This is a genomic window from Sphingobacterium lactis (assembly GCF_011046555.1).
GTDB classification, from domain to species: Bacteria; Bacteroidota; Bacteroidia; order Sphingobacteriales; family Sphingobacteriaceae; genus Sphingobacterium; species Sphingobacterium lactis.
Genome location: NZ_CP049246.1, coordinates 1,927,399 through 1,947,965, shown reverse-complemented (window position 1 = coordinate 1,947,965; position 20,567 = coordinate 1,927,399). Strand labels below are relative to the sequence as shown.

Genomic DNA, 20,567 nt, shown 5'->3' with positions numbered 1-20,567 from the left:
GCGGACCTACTTTTTCTCAATAACCTTTTCCTCTTCCGTCAGCGGTGCTGGCGGAATTTCCCCTCCATTTCGTTCAATCTCTTGCATTTCCACATGCACGGCAAATTCAGATGGCTCGATACTGATGCCATGGAATGTCGCATATTCACGAGTGAAGATCGCCCCAAAATAAAGGATCGCGGCTGTATAATATACCCACAGTAGAATCAGGACAATGGATGCCGCAGCACCGTAGGTGGTTTCCGTGTCGGATGATTGCAGGTAAAAGCCAATCCCAAACCTACCGATGGCAAAAAGAATTGCTGTAAAAAGCGCTCCGGCCTTTACAGGCTTCCATTTGATGTCTACATCGGGCAGGACCTTGAAGATTACTGCAAACAACAAGTAGGTAATACCGAAGGTCAGGGCGAAGTTGATGACATCCATCAGATAGACGGTAATATCGGGAAAGAAACGCGTCAAACGGCTTGTCAACGCTATGATGATACCATTGACTACCAATGTCACGACCAATAAGAAGCCCAATCCAATGATCAGGGACGAAGAAAGTAACCTGTCGAAAATCATTTTCACCCAGCCTTTTTTAGGTTTCGGACGCACATGCCAGATCTTATTGATGGAATTCTGCATATCCCCGAAGACAGTTGTCGCACCGATGATCAAAGTCACGATACTGACGATCAACGCGAGATTGGACTTGCCTGACAATTCAAGGTTCTTGATCACATCCTGAATCTGTCGCGCTGCAGCATTTCCAATCAGATCGTTCAATTCCGAAAACAACTTTCCCCGAACCGCATCTTCACCGTAAAAGATTCCCGCTAGGGAAATCATCAACACGAGAATGGGACCAAGTGAAAATATCGTATAATAGGCTAGTGAAGCCGAATATTTCATACTGTCCTCATTCATGAAGCCCATTACACTATTCTTCAGAATGGTAAATGTATCCTTAATAAATCCCTTGCTTTCTTGTTTTTCTACCTGTCTCATTGATTGCTTACTTACGTAATGTAACAGCATTTCCCCACAAAAGTTTGTTTTCGATTGAAATTCAATAAACAAAAAAAGATAGAGCCATATCCTTATCTATGGCGAACAAAACAGGACCTGGATTGTTCAAAGAGCAGAACGGAATAGATAATCATTTAATACGTGAAAGACATGACAAAGACAAGAACAACAACTGAAGAAGATGAGCAGAAAAAACCTACGGAAACACATCAGGATAAAGATCAGGTAGAAAGCGATACAGGGAAACGTCCAGAGAGCGATACCAATCCCCTACCGCCCAATCCAAACAAGGTAGATGATCACGAGGAATAAACCCAAGAAAGAAAGTTTCAATAAGTAAAAAAGGCCTGGAATCGAGAGATTCCGGGCCTTCATTTATTAATAGTTAGCATTAGGGTATTCGAGCTTTAAATTAGCGAAGGATCCCCCTTCCGTATGTGTTATCTTGATCTAATATCATTCGGCAATAATCAAGAAATATTAGCGCGTTTGTAAGGACCAAATTGAGCAAAAATCTGCTGAGAATTAAAAATAAAACAAAAAAGTAAATAGATTTTGTAGATACCAGTTATATACATAAATAATCAACTACCTTTCATTCAATGAGTTACCAAATTTTATTTTACATGTTTAACCACGCAAGTTTTATGGAATTTCCAATCACTTTTTTCGTTATTTGAGGAAGGCAAAAATAATTTTCCATGGTAATTATTAAAATCTGCCAAGGCAATGTGCAGGATTCTTTGCAGGATCATGAGGTTATTCCATTCGGGCATCATGTATAAGTCACAATTATCCTTACTTTCCTGTTGTTTAACCCGGTATTTGAAACCATTGCATGAACACAAAAAAGCCTACCCTAACATTAGGGCAGGCTCTCAAACGTCAAATTAATATATGCAGGCCTTTTATTTATCCGATTGCAGTATAAATGCACCGTATTGATTTACTTTATAGATTTTTGTTTCCGTTTCCGCTGGATCCGTCATGCCATTTACTTCTGTAACTTCGATTCTGTCTGCATAGAATGAAGTTTCCTTTCTAAAGGCCGATTCAGCAATTTCATCATAGGCAACCTCCAACACGCCTAGCACGTCGTTATTGGGATCTAAATTGACCAATATCGTGAGGAGCTCCATTTCACCCTTCGGCAAGGTGACGACGATGGATCTGAAATCCTTGGAATAGATCAACTGATACCGCAGTTTCACGGGCCCAGCCTCCGGATAGCGTTGCTTGATATAGCTGGTGATCCAGGAATTGGGATCCAACAGCTCATCTTCTTGGTAATTATCGAAATTCGTGGTATCCTGAACCGGAAAATTCCGAATGGGAAACCGCGATACCCTAGGTTGTTCGATGGTGTCCTTCTCCAGAGAAAGCTCTGACAGGGACGAATCGAGCATATCGGGATCCTGAGGGATTTCAGTCCGCGTCCTGGTGGGCTGCTGACACGCAATCATCACAAACCCTACTTGGAATAGGATATATTTCTTCATAGTCTTTCAGATCTCGGTTACCATACAAAGATGCTAATTTCATATGCCAACATAGCTAATTTTAACTATTGATTTCATGAAAAATGAAAAGGGCCTGAATAATTCCAGGCCCTTTCGGATATTTAATTTTAATTGTTGGCTGAATTAGCTGTGCTTCACATCCATTTCATCCACATAATGTTCGTTAGGAACATAATCGGCATCGATCAATGTTGCATAGTCTGTTTTCTCTTTCTTGCCCCAACGGCGGCCAATACTATCGAATAACGAGTAAACGACAGGTACGACTACCAAGGTCAATAATAACGAAGACAATAGTCCACCGATAATTACGATGGCAAGACCACGGTTCATATCCGCACCATCACCAGTTGCGATAGCGATCGGGATCATACCGAACACCATGGCGATCGTCGTCATCAGGATCGGACGCAAACGGGCATGGTTGGCAGCAACCAAGGCATCGTGCGTATTGTCACCATGCTCTTTACGGTGATTCGCAAAGTCGACCAAAAGGATCGCATTCTTCGCCACCAAACCGATCAACATGATGATACCCAAGATCGTGAAGATATTCAGGGACTGTCCGGTCAATGCCAAGAGTAACAACGCACCGATGAAGGACAGTGGAATCGAGAACATCACGACAAATGGTGTAGTGAAACTATCGTATAGGGCCACCATAACCAAGTAAACCAAGATGATGGACGCTAATAAAGCAATCAATAAGGTACCGAAACCTTCTTGTTGGTTTTCCATGTTACCACCCCAGATATAAACAACACCAGGCTTGCGTTCCAACTTGTCGAATTGCTCTTGCCATTCGTTCGCGACATCACCTAAGGTACGGCCCACTAGGGAAGCCTGTACAGAAACGGCCGGTGATTTATCACGACGCTCCAATAAGGAAGGACCTGAACCGTAAGATACCTCAGCAAATTGCTCCAAGGAGATTGGTGTACCTTGGCTATTGATGAACTTCAAGTTCCGCACATCGGCGATGTTGGAGCGGCTCTGCTCATCGAAGCGGATGTTGATATCATATTCGTTATCTCCTGCACGGAATTTATTGTCTGTATTTCCGGAGAACGCGGTCTGCATGGTCATACCTACGGTTGCCACATTCAGGCCTAGGGATGTCATTTTCTCGCGGTCCACCTTGACATTAATTTCCGGGTTACCACCTTCAGAGGATAATTTTACGTTGGTTGCTCCAGGAATCTTACGTAACAATTCAGCTGATTTCTCTGCGAATTCCGCCGCATCCTGTAGATCGGAACCGATAATCGTCAATTTCAATGGCGCCTGTTCTGCACCCATCAATCCCATTGGCACGGATTTAACTTTCGCACCAATCAAGGCTTGTTCCAATTCACGCTGCAAAATCGCAGCATATACCTTCGAGTTACCTGTATAGGTATCCTTCATGATCACGTGGATCTCCGATTTATAACGGGTTCCCGATGTGGAGTTCATCCCGTCGGAGGATTGACCTACCGTAGTGATGATACGTTCTACTTCGGGTTTTCCAGAAATAATAGCTTCCGCTTTCTGCGTCAGGAAGTTTGTTTTCTCCAATGAAGCATCTTTCTCCAATTCAAACTGCATCAGGTACTCTCCTTTATCCGAAGATGGGAAGAAGTCGGAACCGATATAACCCATACCGATCAAACTACAAGATCCGAAGAAAAGGAATACCGCAATCATTAAGGTACCAAACTTAGTCCATCTGCTTTTCAAGGCCCATTCCAAGATACCGGTTACCCAGTGTGTAAATTTGGTCAAACCTGCCTCGAAACCGTGGATCAATTTTCCGAAGAAAGACTTTGGATTGATATGCTCCAAACGGCCGAAACGTGAGTATAACCAAGGTACTACGGTAAAGGATACCAATAGGGACAATAAGGTGGAGATAATTACGGTCACACAGAACTGCGCCAAGATATTGGCCACAAGTCCGGTTGACATCGCAATCGGCAAGAACACCACCACGATTACCAACGTAATCGCCGCAACTGTAAATCCGATTTCTTTTGCTCCGTCATATGCCGCACGCACCTTGTTCTTACCCATCTCCATGTGGCGGTGGATGTTCTCGATTACTACGATCGCATCATCGACAAGGATACCTACCACAAGGGATAGACCCAATAGGGACATCAGGTTCAGGGTATAGCCCATTAATAGAAGTCCGATAAATGTAGCGATCAAGGATAATGGAATAGCCACCATCGTGATTGCAGCATTTCGTAGGGAGTGCAAGAAGAACAACATGATGAAACCCACCAAGGCAATCGCAATCATCAAGTCATGAATTACGTTGTTGGCTGCATTCAATGTATAGTCCGTAGAGTCATTCGCTACCAACACCTTGATGTTGTTGTTAGCATAATCCTTCTCTACGGTTGCAATAGTTTCTTTTACCAAACTGGAAACCTCAACCGCATTCGCATCCGACTGTTTGAACACCTGCAACATGATGGTGTTCTTCTGGTCCAAACGGGCGATCTTCTCGATCTCCTTGATACCATCCTGCACATCAGCCACATCACGAAGGAAAATGGTCACGCCGGCAGGCGTCGTGATCGGTAAGTTACGCAGTTCTTCCACGTCCGACACTTTACCCGCCAAACGGATGGTCGTCCGGTTTTCACGGGTACTGACGTTACCCGTAGGGAAGTCCAAGTTGGATTGACCGATCACCTGTTGGATCTGTCCGATGGAAAGGCCGTAACCTTCCAATTTCTGCGCATCCACACTCACTTGGATCTCTCTTTCCTCACCACCGATCAGGTCAACCTTCGCAACCCCGTTGATACGGGCAAAGATCGGTTGGATCTTGTTGTCCAAGAGGTCATACAATTGTTTCTCGGAAAGGTTGGATGTTACTGCCAAGCTCATGATGGCAACATCATCTAGGGAGAATTTATTCAGGGATGGTGCATCCACATCCTCTGGGAGGTCATTCAGGATGGCATTGATCTTCCGTTGTGCATCCGTCAATAGGAAGTTGACATCGGCCCCATCATTCAGGGTGATCATCACGACCGAGACGTTCTCCATGGAGGTAGACTCCAATTTCTTGATATTCTCCAAGGAAGATACCGCATCTTCAATCTTCTTGGTTACGGTATTTTCAACCTCTGTTGGTGAAGCCCCTGGATAAACCGTTTGAACGGTAATTACGTTTACCTCAAACTTAGGTACCAACTCATATCCCAGTTGGGTATAGGAGAATATCCCACCCAATGTCAGTATTATAAATAATACAATGATCAGACTGGGACGTTTTATCGATATTTCAGTAATCTTCATAATAGAATTTCTCGCAAATTATTTAATGACCTCAACTGGAGTTTGATCCGTTAAGTTAATCTGACCAGAGATAATCACCTGATCGCCTGACTGTAAACCGCTCGTTACTTCGATCAGATCACCGAAGCTTCTACCCGACTGTACTTTCGTTTCTACTGCTTTACCATTTTTCAGGACGTAGATTTTATTGTCAGAGATACTTCCTACGAAAGCTGTTCTCGGTACGACCAAAGCATTGGAAGTTCCTTCGCCACCGAATACGGCAGTTCCGTACATACCTGCACGTAGGTCGTTGTTTGCATTATTTGCGATTTCGATCTCCACTGGGAAGTTCAAGCTACCATCGGATTTAGGTGCGATGAAGGTAATTCTTCCTGTGAAGGTTTTATCGTTATATACACTTGCCAATACCTCTACAGTCTGACCTACGCGAAGCGTTGCTACGTTCTTTTCATCCACGTTTACACGTAATTTCAACGTACTTACGTTCACGATATCGAACGCTGGTGTACCTGGGCTTACATAAGCACCCGGTTCAATTTTGCGGGAGTTTACAATTCCGGATACGGAAGTTTTGATCGTTACATCACCGGCAGTCAATTTGGCGCTCTTCAGGTTGTTTTTTGCGCTCTCAAATTGCAGGCGCATCTGATCCACCTGCATCTGCGTAACCCCACCTGTGGAAAGGGCATTCTCATAACGCTTCAGGTTGGAAAGTGCGTTATCATAAGCTGCCTGTGCATTTGATACATTAACATTTAATTTATCGCCTTCGACAATGGCCAAAGTCTGTCCTGCACTCACGCGTGAGCCTTCGTCTACCAAAACACGGACAACGCGTCCGCCAGTTTCTGCACCTACGGTCACCTCTTGTTTCGGCATGAACGTACCATTAGCCTGGTAGGCCAAGTTCATCGCTTGATTGGTTGCAGTATCGATACGCACCGCTACTGCCGAATTCTTCTGCGCTACAACCGCCGTCTCTTCAGCGACCTTTGCTTTGTTTTTGTTTAAAATGTAGAACATGGCCGCTAGAACAGCTGCGATAACTACGATAGATATAATTGCGCGTTTCATTTATGGTTGTTAATTATTCGTTTACTAATGATTTTAAATTCCCCTTTGCTTTAATCAATTGAATTTCCGCAACTCGATAGTTCAAGAGTGAGGTGTTCAAGTTGTTCTGTGCATCTGCGTATGCATTCTCAGCATCCAATAACTCGGTCAATGTCGCCAATCCGTTCTGGTAGTTGTTATTGGTATCATCCAACACATCCTGCGCCATCTGTACGTTCCGGCGGTTATTGTCAACCGTCAATAAGCTGTTCTTGATCTGCGCTTTCGCGTTGGCTCCTGCAAGGTTCAAGCCTAATTTCGCATCTTCCAAGTCTACTTTCGCCTTGAAGATATCCACGTTTGCCTGGTTAATTCTTGCTTTCGTTGCACCACCATTAAAGATTGGAATAGAAAGGTTTAGACCCAATGCAGAATATGGGGAGAAATTCGCATCACTATTGAAGATGGGGAACTTCTGTCCGAATCCCAAGTAACCCAAGTTACCCGTGAAAGATAGGCTTGGATAATATTCCGCGCGTTTAGCCTGCTTGTTCAGCTCCAACAATTCGATCTGCTTTTCAGCAAGTCTGATCTCTGTACGGTTATTGATATCGAAATCCTCGCTCAACAGGGATGCATCCACATCAAACGTCTCCGCAGGGAATTCGATTTCTTCATTAATATTCATTCCAATAGCGAACTTCAGTGCATTTTCACGAAGTTCCTGTGCATTGATCACCACCTGACGTTGCGCCATCAGGTTGTTGATAGCAACCTCGGTACGGTCCAGGTCAATCTTTTTCATCAATCCAGCATCAACAAGACCTCTCAGCACATCCCTAGTTTTGGTGGTGTTCTGCAAGTTGTTATCGATGGTTTTCAACTGCAGATCCGATTGGTAGACTTCATAGTATGCATTGGCTACTTTCTCGATCAATTGTTCATCGGTCAATTGTGAATTGATCTGATAGAATTCACGTGTTGACTTGGCCGCTTTTAAGCCGGTGAACAACGATTGGTTGAAAAGCTGCTGACTTACCTGCGCCACTGCGTTTGCTTGCCATGGCTGACCGAATGCCACCATAATGGTTTCACCTGGTCGTCCCATCAAAGCACCATCTAAGGCACTTTTCTGGATCAATGGGTTATACGTCAATGAACCTTGACCACTAATCTGTGGCAAGCCCCCAGCCCGAACCTCATCGATCATGTATTCGGAATTCTCCACATCAAGCTTGGCTTTCTTCGCTTCTGCTTTATTTTCCAGCGCATACTTGACAGCCTCCTGTAAAGTCAAGGTTTCCTGCGCATGCAACAATGATCCGGAAAAAAGTCCGGCCATTATTAGGGTAAACACTTTTGTTCTATTCATTCTATTTATTTCGCTAATCTTGCTTCAAAAATTAATTTAACCGCCCGCTTTTGGCTCTCGATGATCTTATCCACATTCGCATCATTCGGAATGCCTGTAATCATGTCGGAAATGGTATGGATAAAACTCACGCCCTTTTGGATCTCAACCATAGCTCGGGCCACTTCATCCACATTGTCCAATACCAAGCCCTCATGGGTCATTGCTTTTTCATATAGGCATTTCAACAACGCCACATCGCGCTGGTAGAAATCCTCCATGACTTCATAGATATCGATGCCCTTGATCCAATCAAGGTTCTCGTTAATATGAAAGATGTAATACTTACGGGTAAAATCCCCCCTCAATTCAATCAGCTTGAACATGGTTTCCATGAAATTGTTCGCATACTGATCGATGACCTTTTTCTCATCTGCCTGTAAATCTGTAGCAATCTTGCATACAACATCCAGAATAAGGGTTGATTTATCCGGATAGTAATAATATAAGTTTGCTTTAGTAATTCGCAGATCATCGGCGATTTCGTTCATTGTGGTCTTATGAAAACCAAAATGAGCAAAGCGTTTCAGCGCTGCCTCGATGATTTGATCCTTACGATTTTCCATTTTTTACCTTTTATTATTTTTGACTTTTTTCAAATTTTGTTCAAAAGTAAAGAATAGATATCAAATAATATCATGCCTTTGTCAAAAATGTGACCATTAACACATATTTAACAAGGGTAAATATTATTTTGTAGAGAAAATGTAGCTTAAATGCGTGCTGTTTAGTCCTGACTGAACATTTTCATAAACTTTTTCTTATCAAAGGAATAGAGCTTGGCAGCTCGATAGGACACGCCTTTCTGAAATTCATTGAGTTCTTTGAGGTACCCCAGGTTGTTGATCTTTTTGCGGAAGTTACGTTTGTCCAATTTTTTGTTGAGCAGTGCTTCATAAACCTGTTGGAGTTGGGTCAATGTAAATTTTGCGGGCAGGAGCTCATACGGGGTTGCGGAATAACTTACGGATTTCTTTAGCCGATCAAGGCCGAGTTGCAGGATTTCCTTGTGGTCAAATGCCAGATCAGGTAGCTCGTCAACAGGGAACCATTTTAACTGACGCATGTAATTGGTACCTGTGGCAATCTTATTACGGACCTCATCCATTTGCACAAGCGCCATATAGGCCACCGTCAAGATACGCCCCTCAGGGTGACGCTTCACGCCGGCAAAGGCGGCAAGCTGATCCATATAGATATCCTTTAAACCGGTCATTTCCAACAGAATCCGCGCAACGGCATCTTCCATCTCTTCATACTTGTTCACGAAATACCCAGGCAATGCCCACCAATCCTTGTACGGATATTCGTTACGTTCTGCCAATAGCACCTTCACTTGACCTTCATCAAAGGCCAAAATCACACAATCAATCGTAAAATGAGTCTGCAAAATCTAAATTTATTTTAATTGATCTACCTTGTTCTTGAAAACCTCAACAATTATAACAATTAAATTAGTTAACCGACGGCTGGAATTGAAAAAAATCAAAAAAGAAAAATAAACGTCGCCCAAAATCGACTAATTTCTTAAAAATGACAACCTTTCCAATCGGAAACCAATCCTCCTCCACCCCACACCTATCCCGTTACAAAAAGAATAAAAAAGGGATAGCACTTCAACCGGCAACTTCGTAATTTTAGCTGGCAAGAAATACAATTTTTGGAATACGACCGCTCTTTGCTTTAAATAATCGTTAAAAACCTTAAATTTCACAAACAAATTACCAAAAAAATTTAATAGTGTAAGAAATACACATTATATTCGTAATTCTAAAAAATAAAAAAGACCTAATGAACAAAATACGAAGAATTGGCGTATATACATCCGGTGGAGATGCTCCAGGCATGAATGCAGCCATTCGAGCGGTAGTTCGCACAGCATTATACAACAATATCAAAGTAACAGGAATTTTTAGGGGGTACGAAGGGATGATCGAGGGGGACTTTACGGAAATGGTGAGTCGTTCCGTGAGTTCAATCCTACAGAAAGGTGGTACTATCCTGAAGTCTGCACGTTGTCCGGAATTCAGAACGCTGGAAGGCCGTAAAAAAGCATATGATAATATCCAACGTTCAGGCATTGATGCATTGGTTGCAATTGGTGGCGACGGAACGTTTACGGGTGCTGAAATATTCTCCCAGGAATATGATATCCCAGTGTTGTGCATTCCCGGCACCATTGACAACGATCTGTATGGTACGGATTACACGTTGGGGTTCGATACGGCGAACAATACCGTTATTGACGCCATCGACAAGATCAAGGATACCGCAGCCTCACACAACCGTTTATTTTTCGTGGAAGTGATGGGCCGTGACTCCGGCTGTATTGCCCTGAATGCGGGTGTTGCAGGCGGTGCCGAAGCCATTATGCTACCCGAAAAGGAAACCGCAATCGATGAACTGATCGATATGCTGGAGACGGCGAAGGACAGGAACAAGACTTCCATGATCGTGATTATCGCTGAAGGCGATAAAAATGGCGGTGCCTACAATGTCGCTAAACGTGTCAATGAAAAATTTGATTTTTATGACACAAAAGTTAGTATATTAGGACATTTGCAACGTGGGGGTTCCCCAAGCAGCTTTGACCGTGTCCTCGCTACCCGAATGGGGTACTTTGCCGTAAATGAATTATTGAAAGGTAACAGAAGTGCAACCGTGGGTATCCGTGGCAGTAAGATGGTGACCACTACCCTGGAGGAAGCCTTGCGCGGAAAGGAATTCAAACTGGACGAGGAACTGATCACGATTGCTGAAGTAATGAATATATAACCATATGATAGCAGTAGTATTTAGCGGTTCACGATATGCCGATTGGCGCTTAGCAGAAAAAGGAAGAATTCTTCACGGTTTCCGAACAACCGGTATCAACCCCTATATACAAGATGAACGGTTCATCTACCAGATCCTGAACAAGAACACGCAACTGATCAACCATGCCGAGCGGATCCGCAAGATCTATTTCTTCGGTGCGGGGGCTTCCTCCCGTGAGCGGCAGGAAAAGATCGAGAACGTCTTCATGCAGTTCTTCAAGAATGCCAAGGTAAAGGTCAGCCACGATATGCTGGCATCGGCCATCTCGACCTTCGGCAATGAAAAGGGCATCATCGGTATCATCGGTAGTGGATCCAACGCTGCGTATTACAATGGAAGAAAAATAATCGAGAACAATTTTGGCCTTGGATACATTCTAGCAGATGAGGCCTCCACCAATTGGCAGGGCAGGATGATCCTGAAGGACTTCCTGACGGAATCCATGCCGCCGGGTTTCCGCGAGAAATTCGAACGCAAGCACAACCTGGATCGGAAGGGCATTTTGGATAAAACGTACAATACACCGAATCCGAATATCTTCCTGACCTCCTTTGCCGATTTCATCCTCGAGAACAAGGATGATCCCTATGTGGAGGGGATCATCAAAAAAGGCTTGGATACGTATGTGAAGACCTATGTGGTCCCACTTTCCGAAGCCTATCCCGATGCAACCTTAAATTTTACAGGTTCGGTGGCCAACAATTACGGAGATTGGTTGCGGCAGATTGCCAAAGACCATCACTTGGTAATCGGAACCATCATCAAGGAACCTGTACAAAACCTAGTAAAATATTATTTAAATAAAAATTAGTAGAAATGAAAATTGGAATTAACGGATTTGGCCGTATTGGCCGCTTAGCATTCAGAGCTGCTGTGAAACGCAGTGATATCGAAGTAGTGGGAATCAATGACTTAGTTGAACCTGACTACTTAGCATACATGTTGAAATATGACTCTACACACGGTCAATTCGACGGAACGGTAGAAGTTAAAGATGGCAACTTGGTTGTAAACGGAAAAACGATCCGCATCACGGCTGAGAAAGACCCGGCAAACCTGAAATGGGATGAAGTGGGTGCTGAAGTGATCATCGAATCTACAGGATTTTTCCTTACACAGGAATTGGCGCAGAAACACATCGATGCCGGTGCGAAAAAAGTAATCATGTCCGCTCCTGCAAAGGATGACACACCTACTTTCGTAATGGGTGTAAACCATAAAGAATTGAAAGCAGAATACAACATCGTATCCAATGCTTCTTGTACAACAAACTGTTTAGCGCCAATCGCTAAGGTATTGAACGATAAATTCGGTATCGTAGAAGGTTTGATGACAACTGTACACGCTGTTACAGCTACACAAAAGACTGTTGACGGTCCTTCAGCGAAAGACTGGAGAGGTGGTCGTGGAGCTTACCAGAACATTATCCCATCCTCAACAGGTGCGGCTAAGGCGGTAGGCCTTGTATTGCCTGCGTTGAAAGGTAAATTAACAGGTATGTCCCTTCGCGTTCCTACACCGGATGTTTCCGTTGTTGACTTAACGGTACGTTTGGAAAAAGGTGCTTCTTACGAGGACATCAAGAAAGCCATGAAAGATGCTTCTGAAGGCGAATTGAAAGGTATCCTTGGCTATACTGAGGACGATGTGGTATCTACTGACTTCTTGGGGGATGCACGTACATCCATCTTCGACGCAAAAGCAGGTATCTCCTTGAACGATAACTTCGTGAAAGTGGTTTCTTGGTATGACAATGAGTGGGGTTACTCCAACAAAATCATTGATCTAGCGCAAGAGGTTGCTAAATTATCGTAATCAGGCCTAGAAATAGAAAAGGCGATGTCAGAAATCTGACATCGCCTTTTTTTATAGTTTTAAGCCCTTAGAACGTTGGTGCATCCTTCATCAGGAAGCCACCACCCAACAGGTCATCACCTTCATAGAATACAGCCGATTGCCCTGGTGCAATACCTTTCACTTGGTGCTCAAAATCAACCTGCATGATACTTCCATGTTGTGTCAATGTTGAAATCGCTCCAGAATCCTTATACCTGATCTTGGTAATCGCTTCCATCGGTGCATCAAGGGAAGCATACTTCACCAGATTCACATCGCGCACAAAGGCCTGCCCTCTTTCCAGCTCATGTTCTTCTCCCAAGACCACGGAGTTGCTCTCCGGTAGGATCTCGATCACGAACATCGGTTTGCCCAAGGCAATACCCAAGCCCTTACGTTGACCAATGGTAAAATACGGATAACCGATATGCTGACCTACGACCGTACCATCGGATAGCAGGAAATTTCCAGGACCGATCTCTTGGTCGATCGTCGGACGCTTATGGCGTAGGAAAGAACGGTAATCGTTATCCGGCACAAAGCAGATCTCATAGCTTTCGGATTTATTGGCGATCTCTTTCTGTCCCATATCCAGCGCCATTTGGCGGATCTCTTTTTTGGTGAAATTCCCCAATGGAAATTGCGTACGCGCCAGGTTCTCCTGGGATACGCCCCACAGCACGTAGGATTGGTCCTTATTCTCGTCACGCCCTTTGGAAATGACGTATCGGCCATTGTCGTGCAGGCGGATATTCGCATAATGACCCGTTGCGATAAACTCACAGTCCAATTTATCCGCACGCTTCATCAGTGCCTCCCATTTGATATGGGTATTGCACAGCACGCATGGATTTGGTGTGCGACCGGCGATATATTCATCCACAAAATTATCGATTACATAATCTCCGAATTCGGAACGGATATCCAAAATATAATGCGGGAAACCATAGTTTACCGCTAAGGTACGCGCATCATTTATACTGTCCAGGCTGCAGCAGCCTGTTTCCTTTGAAGAGCCCCCGGAACTTGCATAATCCCAGGTTTTCATCGTAATACCTATGACTTCATAGCCTTGTTCATGGAGCATGACGGCAGCAACGGAACTATCCACTCCCCCACTCATAGCTACCAGAACTCTTCCTCTTTTACTCATAACATTTTATTGAAGTGCAAAGATACCGTTATTTGCGTATACGCAATGTTTATTTGATGTAATTTTATCTCTATCAAAATCAAGCCGTTGAAAATTTAGCACAAAATATTTGTCCCAAAAGTTTTGGAATTCGAAAAAAGACCCTACATTTGCAACGCAAGTCCGGTAACGGTTCATGCACAAAAGGTGCCATAGCTCAGTTGGTAGAGCAAAGGACTGAAAATCCTTGTGTCGCTGGTTCGAATCCAGCTGGCACCACAAAAAGCCCGTCAGAGACGGGCTTTTTTAGTATTTAGTAATTAGAATTTAGTAGTTAGACCTATTTCTTCATCTCTGTCTATAGATATACCAATGAACTTGATATTTCTACCTTTCATATCCTCTTCTAATTTATGAATGTAAGGAACTTGAACCCGACAATTCATACACCATTCTGCCCAAATATTGATATAAAGATAACTACCGTTTTTTTGAACGAAAAAAAAGATAAGCTTTTTTATAGGGTTCGATAGAAGTTCAATAGTATAAAAAGAAAAAGCCCCAACCTTTTTTGGGACCCTATATTACCTTAAATTATATTTTAGTTTACGATATAAAATTCACTAGATAGATAAATGTGTTTTTTGATTCCATCAAATGGCATAAATCCTTTTACGATTCTATATTTACCTGTTTTCAAATCTTTTTTATCAAAGTATCTATAAAGATCTATTTCAGTTTCTATTTTATTGAATTTATCAAATCGAAACAGAATGTCATTAAAAGCGACTACCATTTTTATAGAACCCTCGATTTTAGGTTTCTTAAAGCTCACTACTTTCCAATTCTTGCCGTTCCACTTTTGTAAAATAAAGCGATAGCCTGCACCATAAGCTTTCATATTTTCAGTCCTAGTAAAGGTTATAGTGATTTTTTTGGGAATAATATTTTTCTTTATGGTGTCGGGGACAATCTCAAGCGTTATGTAATTGTTTGGGTCATCTAAAAACCTAAAGCAATTTCCATGAATTGTGTCCTTCACTGATAGAGTCTGGCCCTGTGTAGATTTGAAAAGTAGGAAAAACCATACCGTTAATACTATGACATATTTTATGGAACTAATAATTTTCATTAGACAAGTTTTACATTCGAGTTAAGTTAAGGTCGTAAGGTTTCTATCAAATGGACTGTCTTTCACTTAGGTTTAGTAAAAGTATTATAAATAATTAATAAATAAAAATATTATTTAGTAAAAAATATGCAATTGAACTATTACAAAATAGATAAGGTATTTTTGTTTATAATAGTTAAGTAATAGAATAAGAGTAATAAATTACTATTGGCTGTCAATACTAAAAGTAAATATGGTATTACTATTAAATACCGTTTTAATGTTATATCCTTTGTTCTGAAATTCATTAAAAAAAGCCCCCCCTACAGGTAGTCATGGTCGGAAGATTTTTCTTCCGACTTTTTTATGTTTTATATGGATAAAAATAATTTTATAATTATCTGATAATCAAACTTTTATCACAGTATTTAAAGACCACAAAGTTTCCCTTAGTCAGGTTCTGGATTTCATTCCCGAGTCGCTTTTAAGCCACCTTTCACCAACCACCAAGGTTGACCATTTTAGCAAGGTCCTCCATGGGAGGAAAATGTTCTATTGCTCTTGTTCTGTGTTTTTTGACAACGTTAGATTGAGCCAGAGGACACTTGAGGACACCTTTAACAGTAGCGTCTTCAAAGCCCTGTTTGGATTGGGGGAAGAAGAAAGGGTTCGCAGGAGCTCCATCTCTGAGATACTTTCCAAGATCGACTCCAGTTATTTCAAAGAGATCTATGAGCAGATGTATTTACGGCTTGCGGAATCCTATGACAAAACGAAGATAGCCAAATACAACCTGATACGGGTTGACAGCACTATTGTTGCCGATGCCTGCTCTAAGCTAAAGGAAGGGATCGACCAGAAAAGCGGCAAGAAATTAGTGAAATTCAGTTTTTCATTTGATGGCATCCTACCTTCGGGGGTAGAGGTTTTCACAGGTCAAAAATACTCTTCCGAAGACTCCGCACTCCCGGAAGCTGTTTTAAGACATGTAAGAAAAGAAGAGCATCACCACAATATTTATGTCATCGACAGGGGTCTGCAATCAACACGGACCATGAAAGAATTTGAGGAAGGATCCGTAAAATTCATCATCCGTTCGAAAGGAAACAGAAAATTTGAAGAGATTGAACCGTTACTTGACGCGGAGAAATCCCTAAAATGGGATGATTGGGAGGTGCTGAAAGACAGCAAGGTAAAGCTTTACACTGGAAATCCCATCCAGAACAAACGGGGCAAACAGCATTATCGGCAAGAGAAAGTGGAAACCGTATTCCGTTTGGTGGTCATCGGGAACCAAAGGACGAACAGGGAATTTTGGTTCCTGACCAACGAATTCAATCTTTCTGCCAAGGAAATTTCTGATTATTATAGAAAGCGCTGGGACATTGAAGTGTTCTTCAGGTTCCTGAAACAGGAACTCAACCTGAGCCATCTGGTTTCAATGAACAAGAACGGGATTGAGGTGATGGTCTATATGACAATGATTGCAGCGATGCTTTTGCTTATTTACAAAAAAGCCAATAATTTGGGCTTCAAAACCGCTAAAAGACGGATAGCAATGGAGCTACGGGATATGATAACTACTATTCTAATCATATTTGCCGGAGGCGACCCGGGTAAGGTTTTTAAGACATAAAAAATGGTCGGAATTTCTTCCGACCATGACTAGTCAGAGACGGGCTTTTTTAGTATTTAGTAATTAGAATTTAGTAGTTAGACCTATGGCGCCCTGCCGGGGAAATCATGTACACCCTACGCCCTATTTTCATCTTATTCCATTGATTTTTTATTTATTTCATTGTCTAAGCCGTCAATAAGCCCAGGAATAGGAATTAAGCGTTTAAAACTGGGCTTGGTTTATGAGGCTTTCTATTCAGTATAAAAAATTGATAATCAACATTTTAAATCAATAATTAGTCGATCTTCTATTTCATGTAGTAGAGACCTTGTCTGAGGTGCGTCCGAGGTGAGAGCGTGGTCAGAGCGTGGTGAGAGCGTGTCTATAGCACGGCTCCACCACGTACGCAACTCGGACGGAATCCGCACGGGCCTCGGACAAGGTCACTAGGGCGTCTTGCCCAAATCAGCGCAGATTTTGAAAGTTTTGTTGGCAGCTTTTTAGGGGAAGAAAATTATGAAAATGGCAATGCGAGAGCGTGTAGTGATTTTTACTTTGCTAAAAATTCAAGCTGTTAATTAATAATAGGGTAGATAATCAATAATAACAATGGTGAATTTATAATTGGTGTTTGGAAGCGAGTATTTTGAGAACAATTGCGGATAATTGATTGTAATTTAACACTTTATAATGAATAATTGAAATTTTATTTTTGAGAAATAGGTTTTCAGAGATAGGAATTGATGAGTAACGCTGGCGCAAGAGTTGTGCGGATGGATTGTGCGGTGGATCTCTTGTGCCTTTGGCTAAAGCTAATAGTTACACCCCTCTGGGGTTATTTCGCGCTCCAATGCGTGAGCTAAAATAGTGACACCCCTTCGGGGTTGGATAGCGTGTGATATAATAATTTAAAATGATTATGTCTTCGTACGTCTTGGATAGTAAGGCAGATGGTTTGGATCACTTGTCCGCGCAAATTGTTTAAGCACCAAATCCGCCATGCCATATGGCCGTGCTACAATTACAAAAATGGCACATCCATAAGATTATCCTCCATGCAACCCCGCTAGGGGTGTAACTATTTTAGAACACACCAGAACCAATCCATGAAACCCCAGAGGGGTGTAACTACTTTAGAACATGTTGAATCAATCGTATGCAACCCGGGCACCAGCGTACCGTTTAAGGTGCTGTTTTTTTTGTGCCTCCGGCATGTTTTGAGGCACAAGTCCGCCACCGCGCAGCCCACATCAAAAGACTTGCGCCAGCGTGCGAAATGACGCGATTAGGGCGTTTTTTTGGGATGGGATGGGCGCGCTCTGCGCGCCCATCCCATCCCAAAAAAACGCCCCTTTTAAAGCCGTAAACAACGCTGGCGCAAGAGTTGTGCGGATGGCCTGTGCGGCTGTTCTCTTGTGCCTTTGGCAACAGCTAATAGTGACACCCCTTCGGGGTTGGATAGCGTGTTAAATATCTTATTAAATGGTCCGCCTTCTAAAGTGGTAGAAAGCAGGATCGGCTGTTCTCTTCTGCCTTTGGCATGTTAAACACAATTCCGCCATGCAACCCCGCTAGGGGTGTAACTATTTTAGAACACACCTGAACAAATCCATGCAACCCCAGAGGGGTGTAACTATTTTAGAGCATGTTGAATCAACGTATGCAACACGTGCACCAGCGTCCCGTTTAAGGTGCTGTTTTTTTTGTGCCTACGGCATGTTTTTGGCACAAGTCCGCCACCGCGCAGCCCACATCAAAAGACTTGCGCCAGCGTGCGAAATGACGCGATTAGGGCGTTTTTTTGGGATGGGATGGGCGCGCTCTGCGCGCCCATCCCATCCCAAAAAAACGCCCCTTTTAAAGCCGTAAACAACGCTGGCGCAAGAGTTGTGCGGATGGCCTGTGCGGCTGTTCTCTTGTGCCTTTGGCAAAAGCTTATAGTTACACCCCTCTGGGGTTATTTCGCGCTCTAATGCGTGAGCTAAAATAGTGACACCCCTTCGGGGTTGAATAGCGTGTTATATAATAATTTAAAATGATTATGTTTTCGTACGTGTTGGATGCTAAGGCGCTTCGGCTGTTCTCTTCTGCCTTTGGCATGTTAAACACAATTCCGCCATGCAACCCCAGAGGGGTGTAACTACTTTAGAACATGTTGAATCAAACGTATATAACCCGTGCACCAGCGTGCCGTTTAAGGTGCTGTTTTTTTTGTGCCTACGGCATGTTTTTGGCACAAGTCCGCCACCGCGCAGCCCACATCAAAAGACTTGCGCCAGCGTGCGAAATGACGCGATTAGGGCGTTTTTTTGGGATGGGATGGGCGCGCTCTGCGCGCCCATCCCATCCCAAAAAAACGCCCCTTTTAAAGCCGTAAACAACGCTGGCGCAAGAGTTGTGCGGATGGCCTGTGCGGCTGTTCTCTTGTGCCTTTATCAAAATCTTTTAACGCCCCCACAACTACCCCCCTTCCCACCATCTAGATAAAATTATATCGGTGATAATAACCGTTTTACAGGCTTTTAACCAATATTTGTTTGCATTTCACCCTAGGATTTTTACCTTTGTAACGTTGTAAGCGAATAACAACGCTTTTCAACATCATCTGCCAAGTTACAGATCCTCAAAAAAACTTGAAAAGGTGCCATAGCTCAGTTGGTAGAGCAAAGGACTGAAAATCCTTGTGTCGCTGGTTCGAATCCAGCTGGCACCACAAAAAGCCCGTCTCTGACGGGCTTTTTTAGTAGGACGCCCTATCGTGGGAAAACAAACCAGCCTTTCCTCCTCCCTCACCACTCCCCTTACCTACAAGTAACTGGTTACCTATGGGTAACGCATGAGGTCCCTTTCTCCAAAACAGCTTACCTTTGTTCTACAAAATCAGAACTAACGACATGAAACAAACGGTATTAATTACAGGAGCAAATAGTTTTATCGCAAGACACCTTATCCCACAATTGGCGGGCAAATACAACATTAAACTTTTAACGCGTACCCCAGAGGCGGATAATGAGTTCGCCTGGGACCTGGAATCCTGGACAATCGACGAACATGCCTTGGACAATGTGGATTACATCGTGCACCTCGCAGGCTCCAAGCTGAATGACGGTACACCGCTTACTGAACAGCGCCAGAAACTGGTTTATGATACCCGGATCGGAGCTGCCAATTTCTTGCATAAGGAATTGCAAAAGCGCGGACAAAAACTGCAGGCATTTGTTTCCGCCTCGGCAATAGGGTATTACGGATTCACGGACAGCACCGAGGAGATTGATGAAAATGGCAAAAAAGGACAAGGATTCGGGGCTGAACTGAGCGATGATTGGGAAAAGGCAGCAGATCAGTTTAAAACTGATGGTGTAGCGGAGCATGTTTCAAAAATCAGGGTTTCCTTGGTTCTGGGACATGACGGTGGCATCTTCCCGATCTATAAAAACATGGTCCTGCAGGATCCATCCGTAGCGCAGCAGCCGAATGGTGCATCCTACCCTTGGAATCACGTGGAGGACATGGCCGGGATATTTGCATTTGCGGTGGAGAACAACCTGGATGGTGTGTTCAATTCCGTAGCACCAGAGCCGGCCTCCTTACAGGATATCTTCAAGGTAATTTCCAATGAATTGAAAGGTACAGATTACACCATTGCACCATTCAAGGGACAGCATTTGGTAGCTCACCGCATCGTAGACGCGGGCTACACGTTCAAATATCCAGCAATCAGCGCCGCTGTACAGGATATTTTGAGCAAATAATCAAAA

The 20,567-nt window shown here is 43.3% G+C and carries 16 protein-coding genes and 2 tRNA genes; 8 read left to right on the top strand and 10 right to left on the bottom strand.

From position 1 onward, the window contains the following. Positions 1-6: 6 nt before the first annotated feature. Positions 7-993, bottom strand: a complete 987-nt coding sequence (locus G6N79_RS08375) for a YihY/virulence factor BrkB family protein (protein ID WP_103907488.1) — start codon at positions 991-993, stop codon at positions 7-9. A gap of 171 nt (positions 994-1,164) precedes the next feature. Here G6N79_RS08375 and G6N79_RS08370 point away from each other — a divergent pair, with 171 nt between their 5' ends. Next, positions 1,165-1,326, top strand: coding sequence for a hypothetical protein (locus G6N79_RS08370; RefSeq protein ID WP_160003800.1), 162 nt, complete (start codon positions 1,165-1,167; stop codon positions 1,324-1,326). Between the two features lie 596 nt (positions 1,327-1,922). Here the strand turns inward: G6N79_RS08370 and G6N79_RS08365 are convergent. From G6N79_RS08365 to G6N79_RS08340, 6 genes are all read right to left on the bottom strand, one after another. Beyond that, positions 1,923-2,513 carry a hypothetical protein gene (locus G6N79_RS08365; RefSeq protein ID WP_103907487.1) on the bottom strand — a complete coding sequence of 197 codons (591 nt, stop codon included), beginning with the start codon at positions 2,511-2,513 and terminating at the stop codon, positions 1,923-1,925. 144 nt (positions 2,514-2,657) lie between these two features. Continuing rightward, on the bottom strand, positions 2,658-5,828 hold the full coding sequence (locus tag G6N79_RS08360; protein ID WP_103907486.1) for an efflux RND transporter permease subunit: 3,171 nt from the start codon (positions 5,826-5,828) through the stop codon (positions 2,658-2,660). 18 nt (positions 5,829-5,846) lie between these two features. After that, positions 5,847-6,905, bottom strand: coding sequence for an efflux RND transporter periplasmic adaptor subunit (locus tag G6N79_RS08355; protein ID WP_103907485.1), 1,059 nt, complete (start codon positions 6,903-6,905; stop codon positions 5,847-5,849). Positions 6,906-6,918: 13 nt separating this feature from the next. Next, positions 6,919-8,256, bottom strand: a complete 1,338-nt coding sequence (locus G6N79_RS08350) for a TolC family protein (protein ID WP_103907484.1) — start codon at positions 8,254-8,256, stop codon at positions 6,919-6,921. 5 nt (positions 8,257-8,261) lie between these two features. Continuing rightward, positions 8,262-8,861, bottom strand: coding sequence for a TetR/AcrR family transcriptional regulator (locus tag G6N79_RS08345; protein ID WP_103907483.1), 600 nt, complete (start codon positions 8,859-8,861; stop codon positions 8,262-8,264). Between the two features lie 161 nt (positions 8,862-9,022). Then, a complete protein-coding gene (locus G6N79_RS08340; RefSeq protein WP_103907482.1) occupies positions 9,023-9,685 on the bottom strand; it encodes an NUDIX hydrolase in 663 nt (220 codons plus the stop codon). A 401-nt stretch (positions 9,686-10,086) separates the two neighbouring features. Here G6N79_RS08340 and pfkA point away from each other — a divergent pair, with 401 nt between their 5' ends. From pfkA to gap, 3 genes are read left to right on the top strand one after another with little or no spacing between them, the layout of a single operon-like run. Continuing rightward, on the top strand, positions 10,087-11,070 hold the full coding sequence (pfkA, locus tag G6N79_RS08335; protein ID WP_103907481.1) for a 6-phosphofructokinase: 984 nt from the start codon (positions 10,087-10,089) through the stop codon (positions 11,068-11,070). 4 nt (positions 11,071-11,074) lie between these two features. Next, positions 11,075-11,923, top strand: coding sequence for a hypothetical protein (locus G6N79_RS08330; protein ID WP_103907480.1), 849 nt, complete (start codon positions 11,075-11,077; stop codon positions 11,921-11,923). 5 nt (positions 11,924-11,928) lie between these two features. Beyond that, positions 11,929-12,927, top strand: a complete 999-nt coding sequence (gene gap, locus G6N79_RS08325; RefSeq protein WP_103907479.1) for a type I glyceraldehyde-3-phosphate dehydrogenase — start codon at positions 11,929-11,931, stop codon at positions 12,925-12,927. Positions 12,928-12,994: 67 nt separating this feature from the next. On the opposite strand, the gene mnmA is transcribed toward gap, so the two are convergent. Next, the gene (gene mnmA, locus G6N79_RS08320; protein ID WP_103907478.1) at positions 12,995-14,101 is read right to left on the bottom strand and encodes a tRNA 2-thiouridine(34) synthase MnmA; all 1,107 of its coding nucleotides are present in this window, start codon (positions 14,099-14,101) and stop codon (positions 12,995-12,997) included. Positions 14,102-14,286: 185 nt separating this feature from the next. Here mnmA and G6N79_RS08315 point away from each other — a divergent pair. Then, positions 14,287-14,359, top strand: a tRNA-Phe gene (locus tag G6N79_RS08315). A 41-nt stretch (positions 14,360-14,400) separates the two neighbouring features. Here the strand turns inward: G6N79_RS08315 and G6N79_RS17745 are convergent. Together G6N79_RS17745 and G6N79_RS08305 are read right to left on the bottom strand one after the other, a co-directional pair. Next, positions 14,401-14,589, bottom strand: a complete 189-nt coding sequence (locus G6N79_RS17745) for a TlpA family protein disulfide reductase (RefSeq protein WP_394341720.1) — start codon at positions 14,587-14,589, stop codon at positions 14,401-14,403. Positions 14,590-14,681: 92 nt separating this feature from the next. Beyond that, positions 14,682-15,212: an immunoglobulin-like domain-containing protein gene (locus tag G6N79_RS08305; RefSeq protein WP_103907476.1), complete on the bottom strand. Its 531-nt coding sequence runs from the start codon at positions 15,210-15,212 to the stop codon at positions 14,682-14,684. 397 nt (positions 15,213-15,609) lie between these two features. Between G6N79_RS08305 and G6N79_RS08300 the strand changes: the two genes are divergently transcribed. The 3 genes from G6N79_RS08300 (at position 15,610) to G6N79_RS08290 (ending at position 20,561) form a co-directional block, all read left to right on the top strand. Beyond that, positions 15,610-16,827, top strand: a complete 1,218-nt coding sequence (locus tag G6N79_RS08300; RefSeq protein ID WP_103907475.1) for an IS4 family transposase — start codon at positions 15,610-15,612, stop codon at positions 16,825-16,827. Between the two features lie 2,622 nt (positions 16,828-19,449). Beyond that, positions 19,450-19,522, top strand: a tRNA-Phe gene (locus G6N79_RS08295). A 181-nt stretch (positions 19,523-19,703) separates the two neighbouring features. Continuing rightward, positions 19,704-20,561, top strand: coding sequence for an NAD-dependent epimerase/dehydratase family protein (locus G6N79_RS08290; RefSeq protein ID WP_103907474.1), 858 nt, complete (start codon positions 19,704-19,706; stop codon positions 20,559-20,561). Positions 20,562-20,567 lie beyond the last annotated feature (6 nt).